Annotated in this window: 20 protein-coding genes; 10 read left to right on the plus strand and 10 right to left on the minus strand. The window is 45.6% G+C overall.

Annotated features, from left to right (window positions below; genetic code table 11):
- Positions 1-23 precede the first annotated feature (23 nt).
- Positions 24-2,015, plus strand: coding sequence for a DNA topoisomerase IV subunit B (gene parE / locus KIK04_RS20835; protein WP_232275492.1), 1,992 nt, complete (start codon positions 24-26; stop codon positions 2,013-2,015).
- Positions 2,016-2,027: 12 nt separating this feature from the next.
- The gene (gyrA, locus tag KIK04_RS20840; protein ID WP_232275493.1) at positions 2,028-4,475 is read left to right on the plus strand and encodes a DNA gyrase subunit A; all 2,448 of its coding nucleotides are present in this window, start codon (positions 2,028-2,030) and stop codon (positions 4,473-4,475) included.
- 37 nt (positions 4,476-4,512) lie between these two features.
- On the opposite strand, the gene KIK04_RS20845 is transcribed toward gyrA, so the two are convergent.
- A complete protein-coding gene (locus KIK04_RS20845; protein ID WP_232275494.1) occupies positions 4,513-4,680 on the minus strand; it encodes a hypothetical protein in 168 nt (55 codons plus the stop codon).
- A gap of 253 nt (positions 4,681-4,933) precedes the next feature.
- Here KIK04_RS20845 and KIK04_RS20850 point away from each other — a divergent pair, with 253 nt between their 5' ends.
- Entirely contained in the window at positions 4,934-5,419 is a 486-nt protein-coding gene (locus KIK04_RS20850; protein ID WP_232275495.1) for a MarR family winged helix-turn-helix transcriptional regulator, read from the plus strand.
- Here the strand turns inward: KIK04_RS20850 and KIK04_RS20855 are convergent.
- The 4 genes from KIK04_RS20855 to KIK04_RS20870 form a co-directional block, all read right to left on the minus strand.
- Positions 5,397-6,713, minus strand: coding sequence for a CapA family protein (locus tag KIK04_RS20855; protein WP_232275496.1), 1,317 nt, complete (start codon positions 6,711-6,713; stop codon positions 5,397-5,399). The genes KIK04_RS20850 and KIK04_RS20855 overlap by 23 nt on opposite strands.
- 139 nt (positions 6,714-6,852) lie before the next feature.
- Complete coding sequence (locus tag KIK04_RS20860) at positions 6,853-7,566, minus strand: RluA family pseudouridine synthase (protein WP_232275497.1); 714 nt, start codon at positions 7,564-7,566, stop codon at positions 6,853-6,855.
- A gap of 1 nt (position 7,567) precedes the next feature.
- Positions 7,568-8,431: a class I SAM-dependent methyltransferase gene (locus KIK04_RS20865; protein ID WP_232275498.1), complete on the minus strand. Its 864-nt coding sequence runs from the start codon at positions 8,429-8,431 to the stop codon at positions 7,568-7,570.
- Positions 8,432-8,532: 101 nt separating this feature from the next.
- On the minus strand, positions 8,533-9,231 hold the full coding sequence (locus KIK04_RS20870; RefSeq protein WP_232278846.1) for a response regulator transcription factor: 699 nt from the start codon (positions 9,229-9,231) through the stop codon (positions 8,533-8,535).
- 244 nt (positions 9,232-9,475) lie between these two features.
- On the opposite strand from KIK04_RS20870, the gene KIK04_RS20875 reads away from it, so the two are divergent.
- From KIK04_RS20875 to KIK04_RS20890, 4 genes are all read left to right on the plus strand, one after another.
- A complete protein-coding gene (locus tag KIK04_RS20875; RefSeq protein WP_232275499.1) occupies positions 9,476-11,530 on the plus strand; it encodes a sensor histidine kinase in 2,055 nt (684 codons plus the stop codon).
- A 101-nt stretch (positions 11,531-11,631) separates the two neighbouring features.
- Positions 11,632-12,060, plus strand: a complete 429-nt coding sequence (locus KIK04_RS20880; protein WP_232275500.1) for a hypothetical protein — start codon at positions 11,632-11,634, stop codon at positions 12,058-12,060.
- A gap of 129 nt (positions 12,061-12,189) precedes the next feature.
- Positions 12,190-12,834: a DUF1796 family putative cysteine peptidase gene (locus KIK04_RS20885; protein WP_232275501.1), complete on the plus strand. Its 645-nt coding sequence runs from the start codon at positions 12,190-12,192 to the stop codon at positions 12,832-12,834.
- 31 nt (positions 12,835-12,865) lie between these two features.
- Positions 12,866-13,777 (plus strand): YncE family protein, encoded by a 912-nt coding sequence (locus tag KIK04_RS20890; protein ID WP_232275502.1) that lies wholly within the window; start codon positions 12,866-12,868, stop codon positions 13,775-13,777.
- Positions 13,778-13,786: 9 nt separating this feature from the next.
- Here KIK04_RS20890 and KIK04_RS20895 read toward each other — a convergent pair whose 3' ends face one another.
- The 3 genes from KIK04_RS20895 to KIK04_RS20905 form a co-directional block, all read right to left on the minus strand.
- A complete protein-coding gene (locus tag KIK04_RS20895) occupies positions 13,787-14,020 on the minus strand; it encodes a 3-dehydroquinate dehydratase (RefSeq protein WP_232275503.1) in 234 nt (77 codons plus the stop codon).
- Between the two features lie 278 nt (positions 14,021-14,298).
- A complete protein-coding gene (locus KIK04_RS20900) occupies positions 14,299-14,589 on the minus strand; it encodes a YxcD family protein (RefSeq protein ID WP_232275504.1) in 291 nt (96 codons plus the stop codon).
- Positions 14,590-14,592: 3 nt separating this feature from the next.
- Entirely contained in the window at positions 14,593-15,048 is a 456-nt protein-coding gene (locus KIK04_RS20905) for a hypothetical protein (protein WP_232275505.1), read from the minus strand.
- 195 nt (positions 15,049-15,243) lie between these two features.
- On the opposite strand from KIK04_RS20905, the gene KIK04_RS20910 reads away from it, so the two are divergent.
- Entirely contained in the window at positions 15,244-15,786 is a 543-nt protein-coding gene (locus KIK04_RS20910) for a DUF309 domain-containing protein (RefSeq protein WP_232275506.1), read from the plus strand.
- A 197-nt stretch (positions 15,787-15,983) separates the two neighbouring features.
- Here the strand turns inward: KIK04_RS20910 and KIK04_RS20915 are convergent, their stop codons facing one another.
- On the minus strand, positions 15,984-16,529 hold the full coding sequence (locus KIK04_RS20915; protein WP_232275508.1) for a PadR family transcriptional regulator: 546 nt from the start codon (positions 16,527-16,529) through the stop codon (positions 15,984-15,986).
- Positions 16,530-16,652: 123 nt separating this feature from the next.
- Here KIK04_RS20915 and KIK04_RS20920 point away from each other — a divergent pair, with 123 nt between their 5' ends.
- Together KIK04_RS20920 and KIK04_RS20925 are read left to right on the plus strand one after the other, a co-directional pair.
- Entirely contained in the window at positions 16,653-18,128 is a 1,476-nt protein-coding gene (locus KIK04_RS20920) for a DHA2 family efflux MFS transporter permease subunit (protein WP_232275510.1), read from the plus strand.
- A 127-nt stretch (positions 18,129-18,255) separates the two neighbouring features.
- Positions 18,256-19,392: a CobW family GTP-binding protein gene (locus KIK04_RS20925; protein ID WP_232275512.1), complete on the plus strand. Its 1,137-nt coding sequence runs from the start codon at positions 18,256-18,258 to the stop codon at positions 19,390-19,392.
- A 124-nt stretch (positions 19,393-19,516) separates the two neighbouring features.
- Here KIK04_RS20925 and KIK04_RS20930 read toward each other — a convergent pair whose 3' ends face one another.
- Positions 19,517-20,482, minus strand: a complete 966-nt coding sequence (locus tag KIK04_RS20930; RefSeq protein WP_232275513.1) for a TIGR03943 family putative permease subunit — start codon at positions 20,480-20,482, stop codon at positions 19,517-19,519.
- Positions 20,483-20,485 lie beyond the last annotated feature (3 nt).

The raw sequence follows: 20,485 nt of genomic DNA on the forward strand, positions 1-20,485 counted from the left end.
GTATTGTTGAAGGAGGAGCATAAATGGTCGAGCAAGTCGATGTGTTCGGACAGCAGCCGGAGGATAAGGGTGCCGTGGGCAATCGTGCATCTAATTACGGGGCTGACGACATTCAAGTGCTCGAAGGGCTTGTCGCGGTTCGCAAACGTCCGGGGATGTACATAGGAAGTACAAGCTCCTCGGGGCTTCATCATCTGGTATGGGAAATCGTAGACAATGCTGTCGATGAGCATCTTGCCAAATTTTGCTCTCAGATCGATGTAACGATTCACCGAGATAATTCGGTAACGGTGCGCGACAACGGTCGCGGTATTCCGACGGGTATGCATAAAACGGGTGTCCCGACCCCGCAAGTCGTATTTACGATTTTGCACGCCGGAGGTAAGTTTGGTGGCGCGGGTTATAAGAAATCTGGCGGTTTGCACGGCGTAGGCGCGTCTGTGACCAACGCTTTGTCGGAATGGCTGGAAGTTGAAATTTATCGAGATGGAAAAATCCATCGTCAGCGTTTCGAAACTTGGACGGACAAAAAAGGATTAGAGCATGTCGGTGAGCCTGTAACAGGGCTGGAAGTGATAGGTAATACGAATCGTACGGGAACGAAAATTACGTTCAAGCCGGATGTGAAAGTGTTCCACGGCAACATCCACTTGAGCTACGATAATTTGTCAGAACGGTTGCAAGAAATTGCGTTCTTGAACTCTGGCCTGCAAGTTACGGTAAAAGATGAAAGAACGGGTAAACAAGATGCGTTCTGTTATGAAGGTGGCGCAAGCGAATTTGTCGCGTACTTGAACGAAGGCAAGACAGCGCTTCATGAAGTCATTCATTTTGCTTCCGAAAAAGAAGACATCGAAGTTGAAATTGCATATCAGTATAATGATGGATATACAGAAACGATCGTGTCATTCGTGAACTCGATTCCAACACGTGGTGGCGGTACGCATGAAACCGGCTTTAAAACGGCGTTTACCCGCGTGATGAACGAGTATGCACGTAAAAATACGCTGCTGAAGGAAAAGGACAAAAACCTTGAGGGCAGTGATTTGCGTGAAGGTATGATGGCTGTTATTAACATTAAAATGTCTGATGTGGAGTTTGTTGGGCAGACGAAGGACCAGCTCGGTAGTGCATCTGCACGTGGAGCGGTTGACGCTATTGTCACGGAACAAATGCAAATTTTCTTAGAGGAAAATCCACAAACGGCGCAAATGCTGATGAAAAAGGCCATTCAAGCTTCTAAAGCGCGTGAAGCTGCACGTAAAGCACGTGAAGATATACGCAGCGGTAGGAAACGGAGCGAAAGCTCCAATCTGAACGGTAAGCTTACGCCAGCGCAGTCGAAGGACTACACGCGCAACGAACTGTTCGTCGTTGAGGGTGACTCAGCAGGCGGTTCCGCCAAGCAAGGCCGCGATTCGAAAATACAGGCCATTCTTCCGCTCAAAGGGAAACCGATGAATCCCGAAAAAGCGAAGTTGGCGGATATATTGAAAAATGATGAGTACCGTTCGATCATTCACGCCATTGGCGCAGGTGTCGGTCCGGAATTCGAGGTGGATGAGAGCAATTACGCCAAGATCATCATTATGACGGATGCGGATACGGACGGCGCGCATATTCAGGTACTACTTCTGACGTTCTTCTATCGTTATATGAAACCGTTGATCGATGCGGGCAAAGTATATATCGCACAGCCGCCGCTCTACAAAATTACACACAAAAAAGGGAAGTTGAATACCGTACGCTATGCGTGGACTGAGGAGCAATTAAGTAATTACTTGAAGCAATTTGGGCCACAATCGGAGATTCAGCGTTATAAAGGTCTTGGTGAGATGAATCCAGACCAGCTATGGGAAACGACGATGGACCCGGAAACCCGTACTTTGTTGCAAGTGAAAATAGACGATGCTGCAAAGGCAGAGCGTCGCGTCACGACGCTAATGGGCGACAAGGTCGAGCCGCGTAAGCGTTGGATCGTCGAGAACGTAGATTTCATGGAGTTTGAGGAATAGAAAGGTGAGATCATGAGCGTATCAGAACAATTTAAACCCGCGTTCTTGGAAGACGTAGTTGGAGATCGCTTTGGACGCTACTCTAAATATATCATTCAAGACCGCGCCATTCCCGACGTCAGGGACGGTCTCAAGCCGGTACAACGTCGTATCCTGTACGCCATGTACGAATCCGGTAACACACACGATAAGACGTATCGCAAATCGGCGAAAACAGTCGGTGACGTCATGGGTAACTACCATCCGCACGGGGATGGACCTATTTATGATGGTATGGTTCGCATGGCACAGCCATGGAAAATGGGCCATGTACTCGTTGACGGCCATGGCAACTGGGGATCGATAGACGATGATCCGCCAGCAGCTATGCGTTACACGGAGGCACGTCTGTCGCCGATCGCGATCGAACTGCTGCGTGATATTGAGAAGGATACGGTTCTATTCCGGCCGAACTTTGATAATACAACGGAAGAGCCAGCCGTATTGCCTTCCCGTTTTCCCAATTTGCTTGTCAATGGGGTAAGCGGCATTTCATCCGGTTTCGCAACAGAAATTCCTCCGCACAACTTACGTGAAGTGACTGATGCTGTTATCGCGCTTATTGACAAGCCACAGCTTGAAATCGATGATTTAATGAAAATTGTGCAAGGTCCGGATTTCCCTACTGGCGGCATTATTATGGGTGAGGATGGGATACGCGAAGCATACCGCACAGGAAAAGGGCGTATTTACGTACGCGCGAAGACAGCGATTGATGAGCTTCGTGGTGGCCGAGAGCAAATCGTCATTACGGAAATTCCGTATCAAGTTGTGAAGTCACGTCTAGTTACAGCAATGGAAAACATTCGTCTGGAAAAAAAGGTGGATGGCATTGCTGAAGTCCGCGATGAAAGCGGACGCGACGGGATGCGTATTGTCGTTGAGTTGAAAAAAGAGGCCGATGCGCAAGGCATTCTGAATTATTTGCTTAAAAAGACCGACTTGCAAATCGCCTACAATTTCAATATGGTCGCGATCGTGAACAAGACGCCGATGCAGCTTGGGCTGAAGGCGTTGCTTGATGCGTATATTGCCCATCAGAAGGACATCGTGACAAGTCGTACACGTTACGACTTGCGACGCGCAGAAGATCGGGCTCATGTACTCGAAGGCTTGGTCAAAGCGCTCGACATTTTGGATGAGGTTATCGCAACGATTAAAGCGTCCAAGAACCGTCAAGACGCGCAGCACAATTTGATAGAGAAGTTCGGCTTCTCCGAGCGCCAAGCGGACTCGATTCTTACTTTGCAATTGTATCGTCTAACGAATTTGGAATTGTCAGCATTAACGAAAGAGCTAGACGAGATTCGCAAAAAAGTGGAAGATTTGCGTTCCATTTTAGATAGTGAGAAAAAGCTTTTCTCGGTCATTAAAAAAGAATTAAAAGATATTCGGGATCGTTTCGGCATCGAACGCCGTTCAGTCGTGCAAGGTGAAATTGAAGAAATCAAAGTGAACCTTGAAGTCATGGTGAACGCGGAAGACGTTATCGTCACACTGTCGAACGATGGCTATTTGAAGCGTACGAGTATGCTGTCCTTTACCCGTTCCGGCGGAGAATGGGATAGCTCCGGGGTCAAAGAAGGCGACTATATTCGCACGATTCTTGAAATTAATACGCTTGATAAGCTGTTGCTGTTTACACAGCGCGGGCAATACTTCTCATTGCCTGTCCATCTCGTGCCAGAATTCAAATGGAAAGATAATGGAACAGCAATTGTCAACGTCATTCCGATGGCGAAAGAAGACCGCATTGTAGGTCTTATTCCAGTTAAATCGTTCGAGGATGAACAGGCTGCGCTCATGTTTGTAACACGCCGTGGGCAAGTGAAGCGTACACTGTTGAAAGAATACGAAACGAAACGAACAGGCGCTGTGGCTGCGTGTAAGGTGGCAGACGGTGACGAGGTGCTTTCTGTACAGGTAAGCGACGGTAAGAAGGACATGATGCTCGTGTCGAAGCAAGGTATGGGTATTCGCTTCGCAGAAGAGGAAGTGAATCCAATGGGGCGCGCTGCTGGTGGCGTACGCGGTATGCAGCTTAAAGATGATGACGAAATCGTAGCGGCCATTCGCGTAACTGGTGAAGAGGGCGAAATTACGGTACTGACCGATATTGGTTGGGGTAAGCGCTCGTTGCTGCTCGATTACCCGACGCAGGGCCGGGGCGGAAAAGGGATGGCTACGTTTGAATTTAAAGAAGGCAAACGCGTGAAGCCGAACGGCTCCCAGCTCGTTGGAGCATTCTTTAGTAAAGAAGCGTATCCGCTCACGATTGTGACGAACACAGGGCAGTCGCATCAACTTATTACGGAGCATGCACCGTTAACGGATAGAAAGGCCATAGGGCGTTCGTTAATATCGCTGGACAAAGAGCAATATATTACAGATACCTTTACTCATTTTACGGGCCAGCAATGACTTCGCATGCTCCTGTCTTTAAGGTAATGGTAATGAATTAGTCAAAAGGCTTATGTGGTGGATCGAATACATCGTGCAGCCGCAATACGATTTCTAATAGGACCCACATGGGAACGGGCTCATCCAATCGCTCGAACCATTGTGGGTCTTTTACTATGCCTGTCTCTAAAGCTTTCTGTACGATTAGAGATTTCCTTTCCTCCATTTTTGCGTCCTCCTCTCACAGGCGATAACAGACGTGATGTTAGCCTATTTCATGGTATGTCAAACGACTAATAGTGGTGACGATAATCCGATAAATAGTTAAATTTGAACATAATATCTATTTATGGATTTAAATTTCAAATAAAAATAACGAACCATTTTATGGACAAGTAATGATCGTTTTACTTGTAATGTGGTATAATTTTCTAAACAAAGTAAGCAAATAGCTGTCAGACGAAGGGAGAGTTCACGCGATGCACGCTTCTGATTTTGCTAAACTGTGGGCGAAGCTTTCTAAAGATTATAAGCACGTGATGGATGAATCTTTAGCGCCGAGCTTAACGGAAAGTCAATTAACGGTGTTGGAGTGGGTAGAGCAATATGGGCGTGTTAAACCTTCAGATTTGCTGCCGCATTTGGCAACGACTCCTGCTGCTATTACGACGCTGCTGGATCGTATGGAGAAGAATGCTCTTATTGTTAGAGAACGCGATATTTACGATCGGCGTATCGTGTGGATTCAAGCAACCCCATTCGGAAAACAAGAAATGCGCCGAGGGATCACGATTAGAGAGACGTATTGGAACGAGGTTCTCAATCGGATTTCGGCGCACAATCAGCAATTGTTTATCGTACTTCTAGGTAAAATATCAAATCCTCCTCAATCTACTTCCGAGACTGCTGAAAATGTGACTTCACCCGTATTAGAATCGGCTTCTATTCCAACACATTCACTGTGATTGGTACAGCAGCCATCGATTTAAGATGCTTCTTCGTGTTATTCAACATACTGCCTAGCTGGTTATAATGGGCAGCACTTAATTGTTTATCGTTGCGAGCAGTTACGGCTGCTGTCATCGGAATGATACGGTATTTACGTTTATTTCTCGTACCGCTAATATGTACCCAAGTCGGCTCTGACGTAATCTTACGCAATTCAATCCGATTTTCAGGCATATGCTTAACGATTTCAACTCCAAAAATAACTCCGACATCTTTGCCATTACCTTTTTGACCGGATATAAAATTGCCAAGTGAATACATGATGATCGCTTCACGTGTCGAGCCGTCTGCTTCTTTGACTGTTATCTGCTCATAGGGCTGGAGCACATGAGGGTGTGCGCCGAGAATAATATCTGCACCAGCTTGAACAAGCTTGCGGGCCAGCTTTACTTGCTCATTGGTGGGCTTTGTCTTATACTCCGGCCCAAAATGAAGAGCAATGGCAATTGCATCTGCGCCTGCCTGCTTTGTTTTTTGAATATCTTTAATCATACGCTGCTCGTCGATTAGCGAGACGATATACGGCTTTTTTTTCGGTAAAGGAATACCATTTGTTCCGTAAGTGTATGCTAAAATCCCCAATTTAATTCCATTTTTTTCGACGATCGTCGCTTGCTCCGATTCCCATTTGGAGGCGGACGTTCCTTTTGTAACGAGCCCGCGCTTTTTTAGGACCTCGAGAGTGCGTATAGCTCCTTTTTCACGTCGATCTAATGCGTGATTGTTCGCTGTTGTCACAATGTTAAAGCCCGCGTATTTAAGCGCATCCGCAAGTTCAGGTGGGGCATTAAACATAGGATAGCCTGTATATACTCGTTCGCCACCAAGCAATGGAGTCTCTAAATTCGCCCAAATCCAGTCTCCTTTTTCGAGTATAGGCTTAACTTGGGTGAAAAATGGACGGAAGTTATAAGTGCCGCTCTGTTTATTGTAATAAGATGGAAATTGGGTAGAATGCATCATAACGTCGCCGACTGCTAGCAATGTTGCAGAGTGCGAGTATGGCGCTGTATTTGAGCTCTCGTTGGATTGTAAATGTACTTGTGACTGTGTATTCGTGCGTGTCTGTTTGTGCGGATTGCTGCTGCTTGTGGTTGCGCTACCTAACGGTGGCTGTTGCTCTTGATGCTGTCCAGTTCGAGGGAGTTCGTTCACTTGCTGGGTGTTGGTACTGGCGTTGCAACCGCTTAGGGTATAAAGCGCAATAATAATAATTAAGTAGGCCAGCGATCGTTTCCTTATATGTTTCATCTCTATCTATCCTTTCAAAAAACCTATAATGATTCCGTAAGTCTGTAAAAAGGACAACGCTTCAATCCAACTATGCTCGGCTGTTTCGTTCGTTTTGGCTTATCGTTAACAATTTCGGTCACACCAATAAAGGGGGACGTTATAGTAACGTCCCCATATCCCAGCAATTCCATGGAAATTCATTGGGTGGTGCTGACTTGAATTCGATCCGTTCCTTAGTCGTAGGATGAGGGAAAGACAAGTTCACCGACCATAACGCAAGTTGCTGACCAGGACGGTTCAGCTTCGCGCCGTATTTCTGGTCACCGTACAGCGGACAGCCGATCGCTTGCATTTGCACCCTAATTTGATGGGGGCGTCCTGTATGCAATCGGATGCGGACTAGAGACAAATGGTCATGCGTATGCATGACTTCGTAATCTAGCTTCGCTTCTTTAGCGCCAGGCGTGCCTGGCGCGACTACTTTCACCGTATTCGTCTGGGTGTCCTTTAGCAAATGATGCGTTAATGTCGCCTGCTTTGCTGAAGGAGAACCGTGCACGACGGCCATATATATTTTGCCGAGATCATGTCTACGTACGACATCGGACAAGCGCGAGGCGGCCTTTGATGTCTTGGCAAACACCATAGCACCGCCAACAGGCCGATCCAGTCGATGGACGAGTCCAAGGTAGACGGCTCCTGGCTTGTTATACCGTTCTTTAATGTCATGCTTCAATATCGTCAACATATCGAGATCGTTCGTGTCATCGGCTTGGGATAACACGTTGACGGGTTTTTCCACCACGAGCACATGATTGTCTTCATATAAGACGGGAACGTGCGGCATAGCTCCGCGATGGCCAGAATTCATGTTACGCCTCCCAACGGCCAAGGATGCCGCATGGAAGTGCTAATCCGGACTGCGTAATAGGAAGTCCGATTTCTCCGCTCGTAAGCTTTCCACCATAACGCTTCTTCATCGTCATGGACAAGACGTTGTCGAGTACAGAAGGAGACAAGCCCGTTGTATACGAGTTAATGAGCATAAAGAGTGGGTTGTCCGACATAATTGTCGTACAGAACTCCACGAATGGGTATAAGTTTTGCTCAAGCTTCCACGTTTCGCCGCTTGGCCCACGTCCATAGGATGGAGGGTCCATAATGATGGCATCATATTTGTTGCCACGGCGTTGTTCGCGCTGCACGAACTTAAATACATCATCGGTAATAAAGCGCACTGGGCGGTCATTTAGACCGGACAGCTGCATATTTTCTTTAGCCCACTGAACCATGCCTTTAGCTGCGTCAACATGGCATACCTCAGCGCCAGCATGAGCACAAGCGACAGAAGCGCCTCCCGTGTAGGCAAACAAGTTAAGTACTTTAATAGGACGATTTGCTTGCGCAATCTTGTCCATCATCCACGCCCAGTTAACGGCTTGCTCAGGGAACAGGCCTGTATGTTTAAAGCTAGTCGGGCGAATATAAAATTGCAAATCACGGTAGCGAATCGTCCACCGCTCAGGGACAGGCTTTTTCATATCCCATTGTCCACCGCCGGCGGAGCTACGATGGTAATGACCATGAATATTGCGCCAGTTATTTGTTTCTTTCTCAAGCGGCCAAATAATTTGTGGGTCAGGACGACGGAGGACAACGTCACCCCAGCGCTCTAGCTTTTCTCCTCCTCCTGTGTCAATCAGTTCATAGTCGTTCCAATCTTGAGCCATATACATGAATTAATGTCTTCCTTCCTTAAATCAATGAAGTCGATATGCGTTATTGTACTACAAATAAGCCCCATCATGCTAGAGAGGGCTTATTTATAGCGCTATAACTATTCGTGATGAAATTTATAGCCGACGCCACGAACCGTTACGATATAACGCGGGCTGGTCGGATCGACTTCGATTTTTTTACGTAAATTGCTAATATGCACCATTAGGGTGCGGGTGTCCCCAAAGCTTTCAGAATTCCAAATAAGTTGATAAAGTTGTTCGAGCTTGAATACTTTGTTAGGTGCTTGAGCGAGGTGAGTTAACAAGTCGAACTCTTTTGCTGATAAAGCGATAGGGCTTCCGTTAATTTTAACGGAGTGACTATTTAAATCGATTTCCAGTCCTTGGGAAGTAATGATGTGCTGCTGGTCTGGACGAGCCTGTTGCGTTAATGAGGTCCGACGTAAATGGGCCTTCACCCTCGCTACGAGTTGACTCGGGCTAAACGGTTTGGTCATATAATCATCACCGCCCACATTGAGTCCGAGAATAATGTCAACATCGTCGCTCTTACAGCTAATAAACAAGATAGGTACATTCGATATTTTACGAATCTCTTTACATACTTCTAATCCATCGAGTGATTTGAGTAAAATGTCCAAAATAATGAGATCAGGTTGAACATCTGCTGCCAATTGCAAGGCATCAACCCCGTTGTCGGCTACATAGATATCATAACCTTCCCGTCTCAAATATAGCGATATTAACTCTGTAATTTCCACTTCATCGTCCACAATCAATATTTTATAATCGGTCATTACGATTTCTTTCACCTCCAACCTTAATACGATTATATCGAATTTCGTCGGAAATTGCTAATTACACCCTTTTTAGATCCTAATATTTACTTGGGGATGTCTGGGGGAAGAGGTTGCTCATAGGAGGAACCTTTTTTGCTAGGCCGCTAGATGATCGTAAATATTTGGTATATAGTATGAAATGGTAGATTAATCAGGGGGGTGCGCTAGCATTAAGCGAGTTTCCTTTCATATTATTGTTACGATGACGGTAATCACGATTTTAGTCGTGCAATTGTTCGGCAGTATGAGCAATTATAAGCTGGCCCCACAAGCCCAAAATGGGGTATTGGATTTAAGAGGATGGAACTTTTCGCAGCAAGGTCCAGTTCCTTTGAATGGAAAATGGGAGTTCGCATGGAGAGAATTGAACGGACCAAATGCTGTGAGTAACCCATTAAAACAAACGTTGTATGCGCAAGTTCCGCTTTCGTGGAATCGAATGAAATTGTTTGGTTCGCCGCTCTCAGGAAGGGGTTACGCTACGTATCGTCTTAAAGTCATTACGAGCGCTCGAGATTCCATGTACGGCATTTGGGTACCTAACATATCTAGTTCATATGCGATGTGGATCAATGGAAAGCTTTCGCTACGTGAAGGGGATGTATCCTATACCGAAGAACGGACGCGGCCTTCTATGAAGCAGCGTATTGCTTTTATACCATCCAGAGATAATGAAACCGAGATCGTGCTACAAGTCGCGAATTTTCATCACTTCCGCGGTGGGATTTGGCAATCGCTTAAATTTGGTCAATTTGAGCAAATCAGTCGTAAAAATAAATCGGAAACGATACGGGATACGCTCTTTTTTAGCTGCTTAATCATGGTAGGTTTATATCATGGTGGTTTATTTGTGATGCGGCGAAAAGACTGGTTTACTTTATTGTTTGGATTGCTTTGTATTTCGATGGCGATACGTATTTTGACAACAGGCGAAGTGCTGCTCAATCATTGGTTTCCATCCTCATCATGGACTTTTGCGCTGCGGCTAGAGTACTGCACCACGATCGTGGCCGCCATGGCTGGTTGTGGCTATTTCCGCAGTTTATTCCGTGAGGATGCCCCGACTCGGCCATTTACGGTGTTGATGTGGTGTGGGGCCGCCTTCCTTTTATTTACGATTTACGCACCTACAGTCGTGTTTAGTGCGGGTTTAATCGTCTATCAAGCCTATCTTATGGCTGCGATTTTGTACGGGTTGTTCGTGAACATTATGGCTGTCCGTCAGCAACGACTAGGTGCAGTCGTCTCGCTTGTCGGTTTCACCGTACTGGCCGTACTCATTATTAATGATATTGTGTATTATCATGAAATGGCACGTATTCGCGATTTAGCACCCGTAGGGCTTGTGCTATGTATGTTTATTCAATCCCTAATGATTTCGCTGCGTTATTCTAAGGCGATACAAGAAGTTGAATCCGTATCTCAAGCACTTAAAACGCTCAATTATGGCTTGGAGGGTCGAATCCAGCAGCGAACCGCAGAATTCATTAAAATAAACGAGCATTTGGAACTGAAAAATATGGAGCTAGAGCGTATGGAAAATTCCAAGCGGCATTTATTTTCGAACATTTCGCACGATCTACGAACACCGATGACGCTAATAAGAGGTTATTTAGAAGCGTTTCAAGATGACGTCATCACCGATAAGCAGGAACAAAAGAAATATGTAAAGTTAATGCTCGCAAAAATTAATGGACTGAATCACTTAATTGGGGAGTTATTTGAATTGTCTAAGCTGGAAGCTAGACAAGTCGATATTATTAAGGAAGAGATGTTGCTCGAACATTTGATTTCACATCTGGAGGAGAACTACGATCTAGAGCTGCGTGGGCGGGGTCTTATATTTGCTTGTTACAATTTAACGTATCGAGACGTTGCCCCGGTCAGTTTAAATGTACGCATTGATTTGGATCGGATTACACAAGTATTTGATAACATTATATACAATGCCGTGAAGTTTACGCCTACGGGTGGATCGATTTCAATTCGGTTCTATTATGAGTCTCGGCCTCACGAACCGACATTGCGGATCGAGGTAACCGATACGGGAGTTGGGATGGAAATGGAGCATTTGCCGTACATTTTCGAGCGTTTTTATAAAAAAGACCAATCTCGTAACTCTTCGACGGGTGGTAGCGGGTTAGGTCTGGCAATCGCGAAAGAAATTGTGGAGCAGCATGCTGGGCAGATTGGAGCAATAAGTGAGCTGGGGCAAGGCTGTACGATCTATATTGTATTGCCGGTTTATATGAAATAGGATTCGGAATTAAATGCACAACGTCTAATTTAATAACTTGGCCTCATTTCGTCCATACCATTCTCTTCACCTTTCATATATTGATAGTGGGGGTGATAATAATGGCATCAAGATTTTTAGATGGTCAACTTTCACAAAATGCGAGTTATGCAAATTCAATCACAGTGGCTGCAACTACAACTCCGGCGCTCTTCGGTACACTAGGTTTGGATATATCCAATGCAGGTACGAACAGAACAAATGTGCATTTTAGCGCGACAGTTACACTGGCTACGGTACTTGCCGTTTTGGGAACTGCTGAGATCACAATCGTTCGCAATGGTAGTGTACTTGTATACTCAGGGACTACTACGACACCAGCTACTCTTTTAACTGAGGTTTCATTTACGGTTTCGGGAGTAGACTTCAATGTACCGACTACGCCTAATTTCGTAACTTATCAAGCGTTTATCGCTGTGACTGGTATTGGCGTCAGCGTTAACCGTGTTGGTCCTGAAAGCTTCCAAGCGATCGCTTACGCAAGTCCTTAATAGAGAAGAGTACGAATCTGCTTCGATGTTCAGGTCGAGTCTTAATAGACTCGACCTTTTTTATTTCGAACAGGTTGCTGCACAGTAGAAATTCCTTGTGCTTGCATATACTGGTAGGAGGGGATGAGTGTGCACGATAACATGCCTGTAGGCAGCTACGATGCAATCATCGGTATCGGAAGAAATTGTGAGGTTGCCTATCAATTAAGAAGGCTTGGTTTACGAGACGTTTCCTATCCACTAGATTGGTTCGATCTGCCCGATTTGAGCCAAACGGCGGCACTGATTCAGTCCGGATTTGAAGCGTTTATGCTTCGTGATCAGCTTAAAGTTGTAAGTGTAACGGAAAATGGACTTTTTTATCACGTTGTGGATCAGAAATCGAACTGCCACTCTTTTCACGACTTTCCTGTCGTAGCTGGTGAAAAACCGCTACACAATTATCGTTTTTTTTATGACAAGCTGCAACGCAGAATAAAAAAGTTTAAAAAAGATTTAATGTGTTGCGACAACCTGCTTATGATTCGTTCAGGATACACGCAACAAGAAATTGCGAATCTGATCCATGCGATTAAGCCGTACCGATCTGACGCTGGTATCAATGAGTTGATACTCACTCAGGAGCATACAGGTGCATTTGAAAGCCAAGGGAGTAAGGAGTTTGACGGTTGGCGTTATCACGAGTTTAACATGCCAGTAGGCGAGATGTGGTATGGTGACAATGATGCATGGGATTCGTTGCTCCGACACGTAACGTTCTGCACGGAGATGTAATTATTGAATTTCACTGAGGTGAGGTGATCAAATGGCCTTATCCGTTATTCTTTTAAATAGCGCTAATGATCTTGTTCTATTGAATGAGCAGTTGGAAAGCGTATTTCGATACCCGTTGTTAGGGCCGAAATATGATAGTTGTGACGTTACGGAGGATCGTACATGTGTGGTATTAGGGAGTAAGGAAAATAAATCGGTTCAGTGCTTTTCTTTTATAAAAGGGAAGTGGGTAAGTTCAGAATTAGAAGTGAGGTTAGGCGCAGACGATCTCGCTTGTTTAAGTGGGTATACAGGTCTCAATCCATGTGTAGCGGCTATTGCGGAGGATCATGCGCTGCGACTTGTCAATTTGAGCAGCTCAATGGAAGCTGTATCAGAGCGCATTCCGCTCGGGTTCAATCCGATGCGAATGCTAGTCCTGTCTGATCAATGCCACGTCCTTGTAACGAGTGATGCCACGACTGCGATTAAATGTGTAAACTTACATCAGCAACGTGTTGTAAATGAGCTTGCAATAGGGACGATTGTATCCAGCATGTGCGAAAGCCATGATAAGCGCTATGTTTATGTGGCTTGTGCTGCGGAAGAATTAGTTCGAGTTGTTGATTTGTTTCATTGGGAGGTATTGGCACAGCCTATTATGCTAGGAGAGGCACCAGAACAAATATGGGTGCATGAGCAAAGTGGTCTATTGTTCGTATACGATAAAGAGGAGCATGCTCTAAGTCAAATTAATCCGATTAGTCGCAAAGAAGAACGGCACATTTCCCTTCCGAGGAAGATGCGCCGCCTCCATCCTGTAATCCATAAGTCGAGCGGAGAGAGGCTGCTTATTTCTTATGGGCCCCCCTATACTTTGTGTTGGTGGAATTGGAATACTCAAATGATAGAGCATGCTGTACAATTGCCTCATAAACCAATACGTGTACGACTGCTCGACTAAAAGTTAAGATTAATATAGCGATAATGCTAAGGTGTCAGTTTCACGTCTAGAATGCAAAATAGCTTCTGAACCGACAATTTCAATGCTGATCAGTGTTTCTAGACATGTGCGAATGGCACGTTTACCACTACTCACTTTACGATTTAAAGCATCTTTTAAAAGAGTGAACGTATTTTTGTGTGATATATTTGTGCAAAAAACTGGGATGCGTTTATTCTGGAATTCAATGTAAGTCGTTGTCATTTCGTAACAGACCTCCTCGATCAATCTATTTCCGATATGTATATGATACGTCGGGAACATTAAATTCACCTTAAAAACTGGCTACAATGTTGTTACAAGTTGCATTTTTTTTGTGGAAAAATGATCGCACTTGTGCTAAGCGTAAAAGATTGAGAGGCTAAAATGTGCAAAGGAGGCTGGATGAATGGTCGAATGGGTTAAAAAAAGCGACGAGCATATGTAGAAGCTATGAAATAAACTTCCTATGCGTCGTCGCCAGATTGTGCTATTATTTTCAATTACATGTCAGTATGAATGTCTGCCCACATCTCATCATCAACATCAAGCTTGATTTGGTGGCGGAACACACGTTGGCCATACTCGCGATTTACGTACTGCTCGATTGCTTCGAGCATATTGGCTTCGACCAAATACTGCTGACGGCCTGATATCCATACTTCAGCCGTAAAGCCGTATTGTTCGTCCCAATTTAATTCGACTTCAACATCACTAGGTTGAACCTGTCTGCGCATCGCCATATGAAGACAAATTGCGTTGACAATTTCATCCATGCTCAATCGTCTATGCATGAATTAATTCCACCGACCGTTATTCGGACCGTTGTTAGTTTGTGTTTGTTTACGGCGATCACGTACTTTGCGTACAACGAACATAACAAGTGAGAATAGGAACACTAATGCCAGCACGTTTACGATAAGACCGAGAATGGTGCCCAAGATACCCATGTTAGCGAATAGTCCGCCGAACAAAAGACCTGCCAAGCCGCCAATCATAAGACCTTTCATCAAGCTACCGCCACTGAAAAATCCACGTTTCTGTCCAGCTGGATTCGTTGATTTCACTGGATTGTTAGATTTCAAATTGTCTGAGCGATTCACATTACTGGAGCTATCAGGTTTGTTAGGAGCGGGTTTATACTTCTGTACTCCTGATTTGAACGAGCCTCCACGTTTCGCGTCTACAACACCTGGTGCTGCAACGGAAAACAATAGTGTAATGGCCATCATAACTGTAAATAATTTGCGCATATGCTGCCTCCCTAAGATGTCTGACCTTATTGACCAGTTATATGAATATTAGATACGGACTAGTGTTGAAAATGGTTTCAAAAAAAAGTGGTTCTTGCTACAATACATAGTAGTTCATTAGTATGCACAATGTTAGTAGTAAGATACGGTAAAAAGGAAACAGCAACAATCGCACGTTGGCAAGGAGGATACACAATGCCATATTCGGAGGAATATGTACAATATTTGATTCAATTTCACGCGACTCGCGATTGGTTTGAGTGTCATGAAATTATGGAAGAAGCATGGAAAGAAGAAGCGGATCCAGAACGTAAGCGTTGGTGGTTAGCTCTTGTACAAATTGCGGTCGGCTTCTATCACGAGCGACGTGGGAATTTGGCAGGCGCACGTAAAATGTTATCAAGTGCACTCACACATGCCGAGCAGGTACCTTGGGATAAGCTGGGGATAGACGGAACGAGCCTTCAAGCTCTTATTAATCAGCATCTTCAATGGTGTAATCAAGCTGGCAATGAGTCTCAGTCTGGATTTGGTCAACAAGAAGAGTCTAGATGGAATTTGCCTATTCAGGACGAGGCGTTGCTTGCCGCTTGTTACGCACAATGTGCAGCTGACGGCTTAACATGGTGTGTGCCTATTCAAGAATTAGGGGATGACATTGTCCATCGGCATAAGTTGCGTGATCGGACAGAGGTTATAGTTGCTAGGCAAGAAGCATGGAATTTGCGTAACCAATAATCGTGGCCGAATTGACGGTACATGTCTGGGGCATGGCTGGCTTATGGTTCGCATATGGTTCGTATATGGTTCGCACGGGGCTGGCATGTGGTCATCAGGCCCCACAGACCCGAAGTGTGGACATGTTGATCATTCATCGAGCTTCATGGAGTATGAGCTGTTTGAATATGTACGCACTTCGGGATTCGGGAACATGTTTATGATGAAGCTGCAATCTCGGTTTCGAGCATATTGACGACCCAGTTGCACCATTCGATTTGGGCGTTTGCTAATGACAATGCACGATGCAACAGGATGTAATCGCCAAATTGAGGGGAACGAACATGTCGCTCTGCTTCGGGAATGCGGGATAGCAGTTTTTCATAATAGGCATTTTTCGCTTCTAGCTGCTTTAAACGAGTAAGAAATAATGGAATCACAATTTCACGATCCGTCATCCAAATACATTTTGCCTTTAAGCTTAACTCGTCGCGAAACGTATGCTCAGCTGGAGGTTCGCCAACCCACTCGATGACGGCCTGCTTGCCACGTTCCGTCAAGGAGTACACTTTTTTGTCGGGCTTGTCGCGCTGTTCAATTCGAACAAAATGCACATAGCCTTCTCGTTCGAGCTTAGCAAGCAACGGATAAATTTGACTGTGCTTAGCTTGCCAAAATGGTTGAATGCGCAGCATCAAATCATAACCGGAGCACGATTCGCTTGCGAGTAGGCCTAGTAAGCCATAAGACAACGTATTTAACATCACGACACCTCCTAATAACGACTTGCTTCAAGCAGCTCGTCCACAATCAAACTTCACCTGAATTCAAGTCTGTGCGAACATTATATGTAAAAAAATACATATTAGCAAGAGGGGGATGCAAATTTGGTTCGTCATGTGCAAAATAGGCTGCACACATCGAAATCATCTAGGCATGCATCCAGAACAATGGGGATTGTAGCCATTAGCCTAATTGGAACATTTTTATCCATGTATGGGATTAGTGGTATACCTGTCGCTTTTCCGACATGGATGAATTCGTTTGCGATTGAACTGCCACATGCACAATGGATATTAACCGCTTTTATGATTGCTTCGGGTGCAATTGTACCGCTTGCTGGCGATGGCGTGGCACGCTTTGGAGCTAGAAATTGTTACGTCGCCTGTTTAAGTGGATACGGTATATCAACCCTCTTCTGTGCCACCGCTTTGACTGTAGACATATTAATCGTTGCAAGAGTGCTGCAAGGGATATGTGCGGGTCTAATAACACCGCTATCCATAACGATTATTTATCAGTACTTGCCGAAGGAGCGACAAGCCGTCACGATCGGTCTATGGTCGACGGCTGCTATGCTTGCACCTGCTGTTGGACCTACAGTGGCAGGTTGGCTTGTCGATATGTTTGGTTGGCGTTCTATCTTTTATACGACAGCTCCGTTAGGATTTGCCTGCGCGTATGCGGCATATATCGTTCTTCCTGCTCAGCAGACATCGCTCGACAAAAAGCCTTTTGATGCTTTAGGATTTATGTTATCTGTTGGAGCGAGTATGTTGCTATTAGTTGGACTAAGCCAACTAACGAATAAGGGTAGCGTTAATGGGATGGCAATCGCAGCATGTTTGATGGGAGCTATGCTGCTGGCTGTGTTTGTTAGGAACGGCATGCGGGGAGTGTCACCGTTGCTTGAATGGTCGTTGTTTCGCAATGCTCAATTTCGTAATGCGACGATCGTGAGTGGGGGATTGACGCTTAGTTTGTATTCAACCACGTATTTGATGCCATTATTTTTACAGCAAGTGCAGCTATTGTCGGCTACGATGACAGGTTTGCTGCTGCTGGCACCATCGTTGATCATGGTCGTGCTTGCTCCATTTGTCGGGAGGTTGTATCATGTGTGTGGGCCGAGATTGCTACTTATAATCGGTACAAGCCTCATGATATTCGGCACCGCGATGCTCTGTTTCGTGGAGAAGCATACATCTTATGCGATTATTATCGGTTGGTTGGCTGTGCGCAGCATCGGGGTTAGCTTTGCTACCGTTACGGCTAATCATGCAGCGATGGAAACGTTGGCAGTAGATGAGGCTGGGCAAGCTTCAGCGTTATCCAGCTGGATTAGACAGCTGTTAAGTGCATGTTCGATTGCAATATATACGACGGTATATATGAATCAGCATACGGCTTACTTTAGTCAGTCCGCACCAACTGTAGCTGTGTCCAAGGCTGTTCACGATGCTTTTATAATTGCCGTACTTGTCATCATCGCAGTTGTGCCGCTCGTGTTTGCTATAAGACGATCCAAAGCGTATGCAGACAACGAGGCGCAGGCAGCATCGACAAATGAGCGGTCTATGTAAGTGATTTCTCCCGTTCACCGCTTCACCCGTGCTTACGTGCTTTCGTTCATCCATGTTCAATTGAACATGAATAGTGAACGTTCTCTATATTATTCAACCTTAACTATTTGTATAGGCGGTGCTCAACATGGATCAACTTGAAGCTAAACCGATTCCCATCATTATTTTGTCAGGCTTTTTAGGCAGCGGAAAAACAACATTACTGCAACGCTGGGTGCAGGAGAGCTTTGCACGAGGCTGGAAGCCAGCAGTCGTCATGAACGAGGTAGGGGACGTTAATTTAGATGGTCAACTGCTGCCTTCGGAGGTGGCAATGACCGAAATGTTAAGCGGTTGTATTTGCTGTACAATCCGCGGCGATTTTGGTGTTAAGCTGTATGAGCTGGCCAATGAGGAGCGTCCAGATATTATTTTTGTGGAGTGTACGGGCATAGCTGAACCGATGGAATTGGTCGATTCGATCACAGAAGTATCCATCTATTCACCGCTGCGGCTATCCGCGATTGTTACGATTGGAGATGCGAAGCATTTATCCGATCTGCTGCACAGCTCTGAAGCAGGAGTTAAGCCAACTAAAATAACGCGCTTGTTAAAAGAGCAAGTACGTGCAGCGAACATGGTTGTGCTGAATAAGGCGGATCTTGTATCTGCTGAGCAATTGAACGCGGTCAAGCAGTGGCTGCTCGATTGGAATGGAACCGCACAAATAGCGGTTGCCCAACGTGCTGAAGTGGACAACACGTTGTTCGAATGGTGTGCGTCGGCTTATGAAGTGCGCCAAGATGCGGTGTATGAGGCGTCCGCATCGCCCACATCGCCTACATCTTCCACAGCGGAGACGCATGCAGCTTGTGGTTGTCACGATGTTACATGTGAGCATGACTCTACATATGAGTATGACGCTGCATGTGATCACGGCGCAGTTGGGCAAAGTGACACTGAACGAGGTGACAGCGTACGAGGCGAAATGGCTCGCGCTCACCATCATGTAACCGTGTGGACGTATCCATTGTCCGGCCCTGTTCATAGCGAGAAGTTTGAGCAGTGGCTGCATGAACTGCCGCAGCAAGCTTATCGTGCGAAAGGTATCGTCACGTTTACAGATGTGACGAAACGTTACATGTTCCAATTTGCATATCGGGCAACTGAGTTCATTCCGATCACGCCGCAAGGCGTCGTTCAGGACGTCGTAGTCGTCATCGGTGAGCAATTGGATGCTGTTCATTTGCAACGATCGCTGCAAACGCTTATCGAGCAGCCTTAAACCTAATAAGGCAGTGGAATCATAGCACAAGCCCCGTCGGACGTTGAGTACTTCTTCACGTTCGACGGGGCCTCTTTTTGTTCGTTAGCCGTTAAATTACAGTTATATCCCTGTAATATTCCAGTTATATGCCAAAATCCAAATTATGATAGACGTAAGGATCTTCTTTTTTCGGAATCGATGTGATGCGATCGACCTGCATCACAATTACAGCCGCTTCGCCTTGCTTGCCGATCGTCATTTTGCCGCTTACTTCGACCCAGCTATCTTTTTTAAGCTGACGCTTCGTCTTGTTATCGATCAGCAGTCCGAACGGTGCTGCATCTGCAGTACAGCACTGCATGACAAAGCGCGAAATCGCGTAGCGACCTTTCTTCATGTCGTCAGATTGATAGACGAAGCCTTGCCACGTAATCCGTTTGCCTGTAAATTGCTCACGGAATAAATCAAGCGTCATAATCGTCTCCATGAAATGGTTGTCTTCAATAAAGATTTCGTCTTGCACATAAATTTGTTTCGCGTAATCCGCATACATCTGTGTAAATTCATCTGCGGGAAACTCCGGCATTTGGCTGGTCTTACTAGACTGGGTATCTGACTGAATAGGTGCAGTCGGAGCGACGCTAGCCGAGTTCTGTGGCTTAGGTTCTGCCTGTTTGCCCGTCGCTTGTGGCAGTACGACGGCAGATGGCTGGAACTGAATGCCTTTATTTTCAGCTACTTTACTGTCAAGTGCTTCTGCTGGCCAGATGAGCGACATTCCGATTGGAGCTAACAAAATAACGGAAGTCAGCAGCACGCGGCCATTTTTATTCGGTTGTGGGGTATCTGTGCCACAAGCGCAGCCGACATGCAAATGTTCGTGGGCAGCGTCTGGTTTAGACTCTGCTCTCGTCAGCCACCCGATGAGGATTAAGGCCGCTCCAAGTATGTAGCACCCAAGCGCAGTCCACTTTACGTACCGTGTCATACTGGGCGAAATGTATAGCTGTAATTGATTTGTCGTTGACAATACCGTAATAAATAACGACCAACCGATACAAGTACCTGCTTGCAGCCACATGGAAATCGTTCCTGAACGTACCGACATCGA

This window comes from Paenibacillus sp. 481 (genome assembly GCF_021223605.1).
Classification (GTDB): Bacteria; Bacillota; Bacilli; order Paenibacillales; family Paenibacillaceae; genus Paenibacillus_B.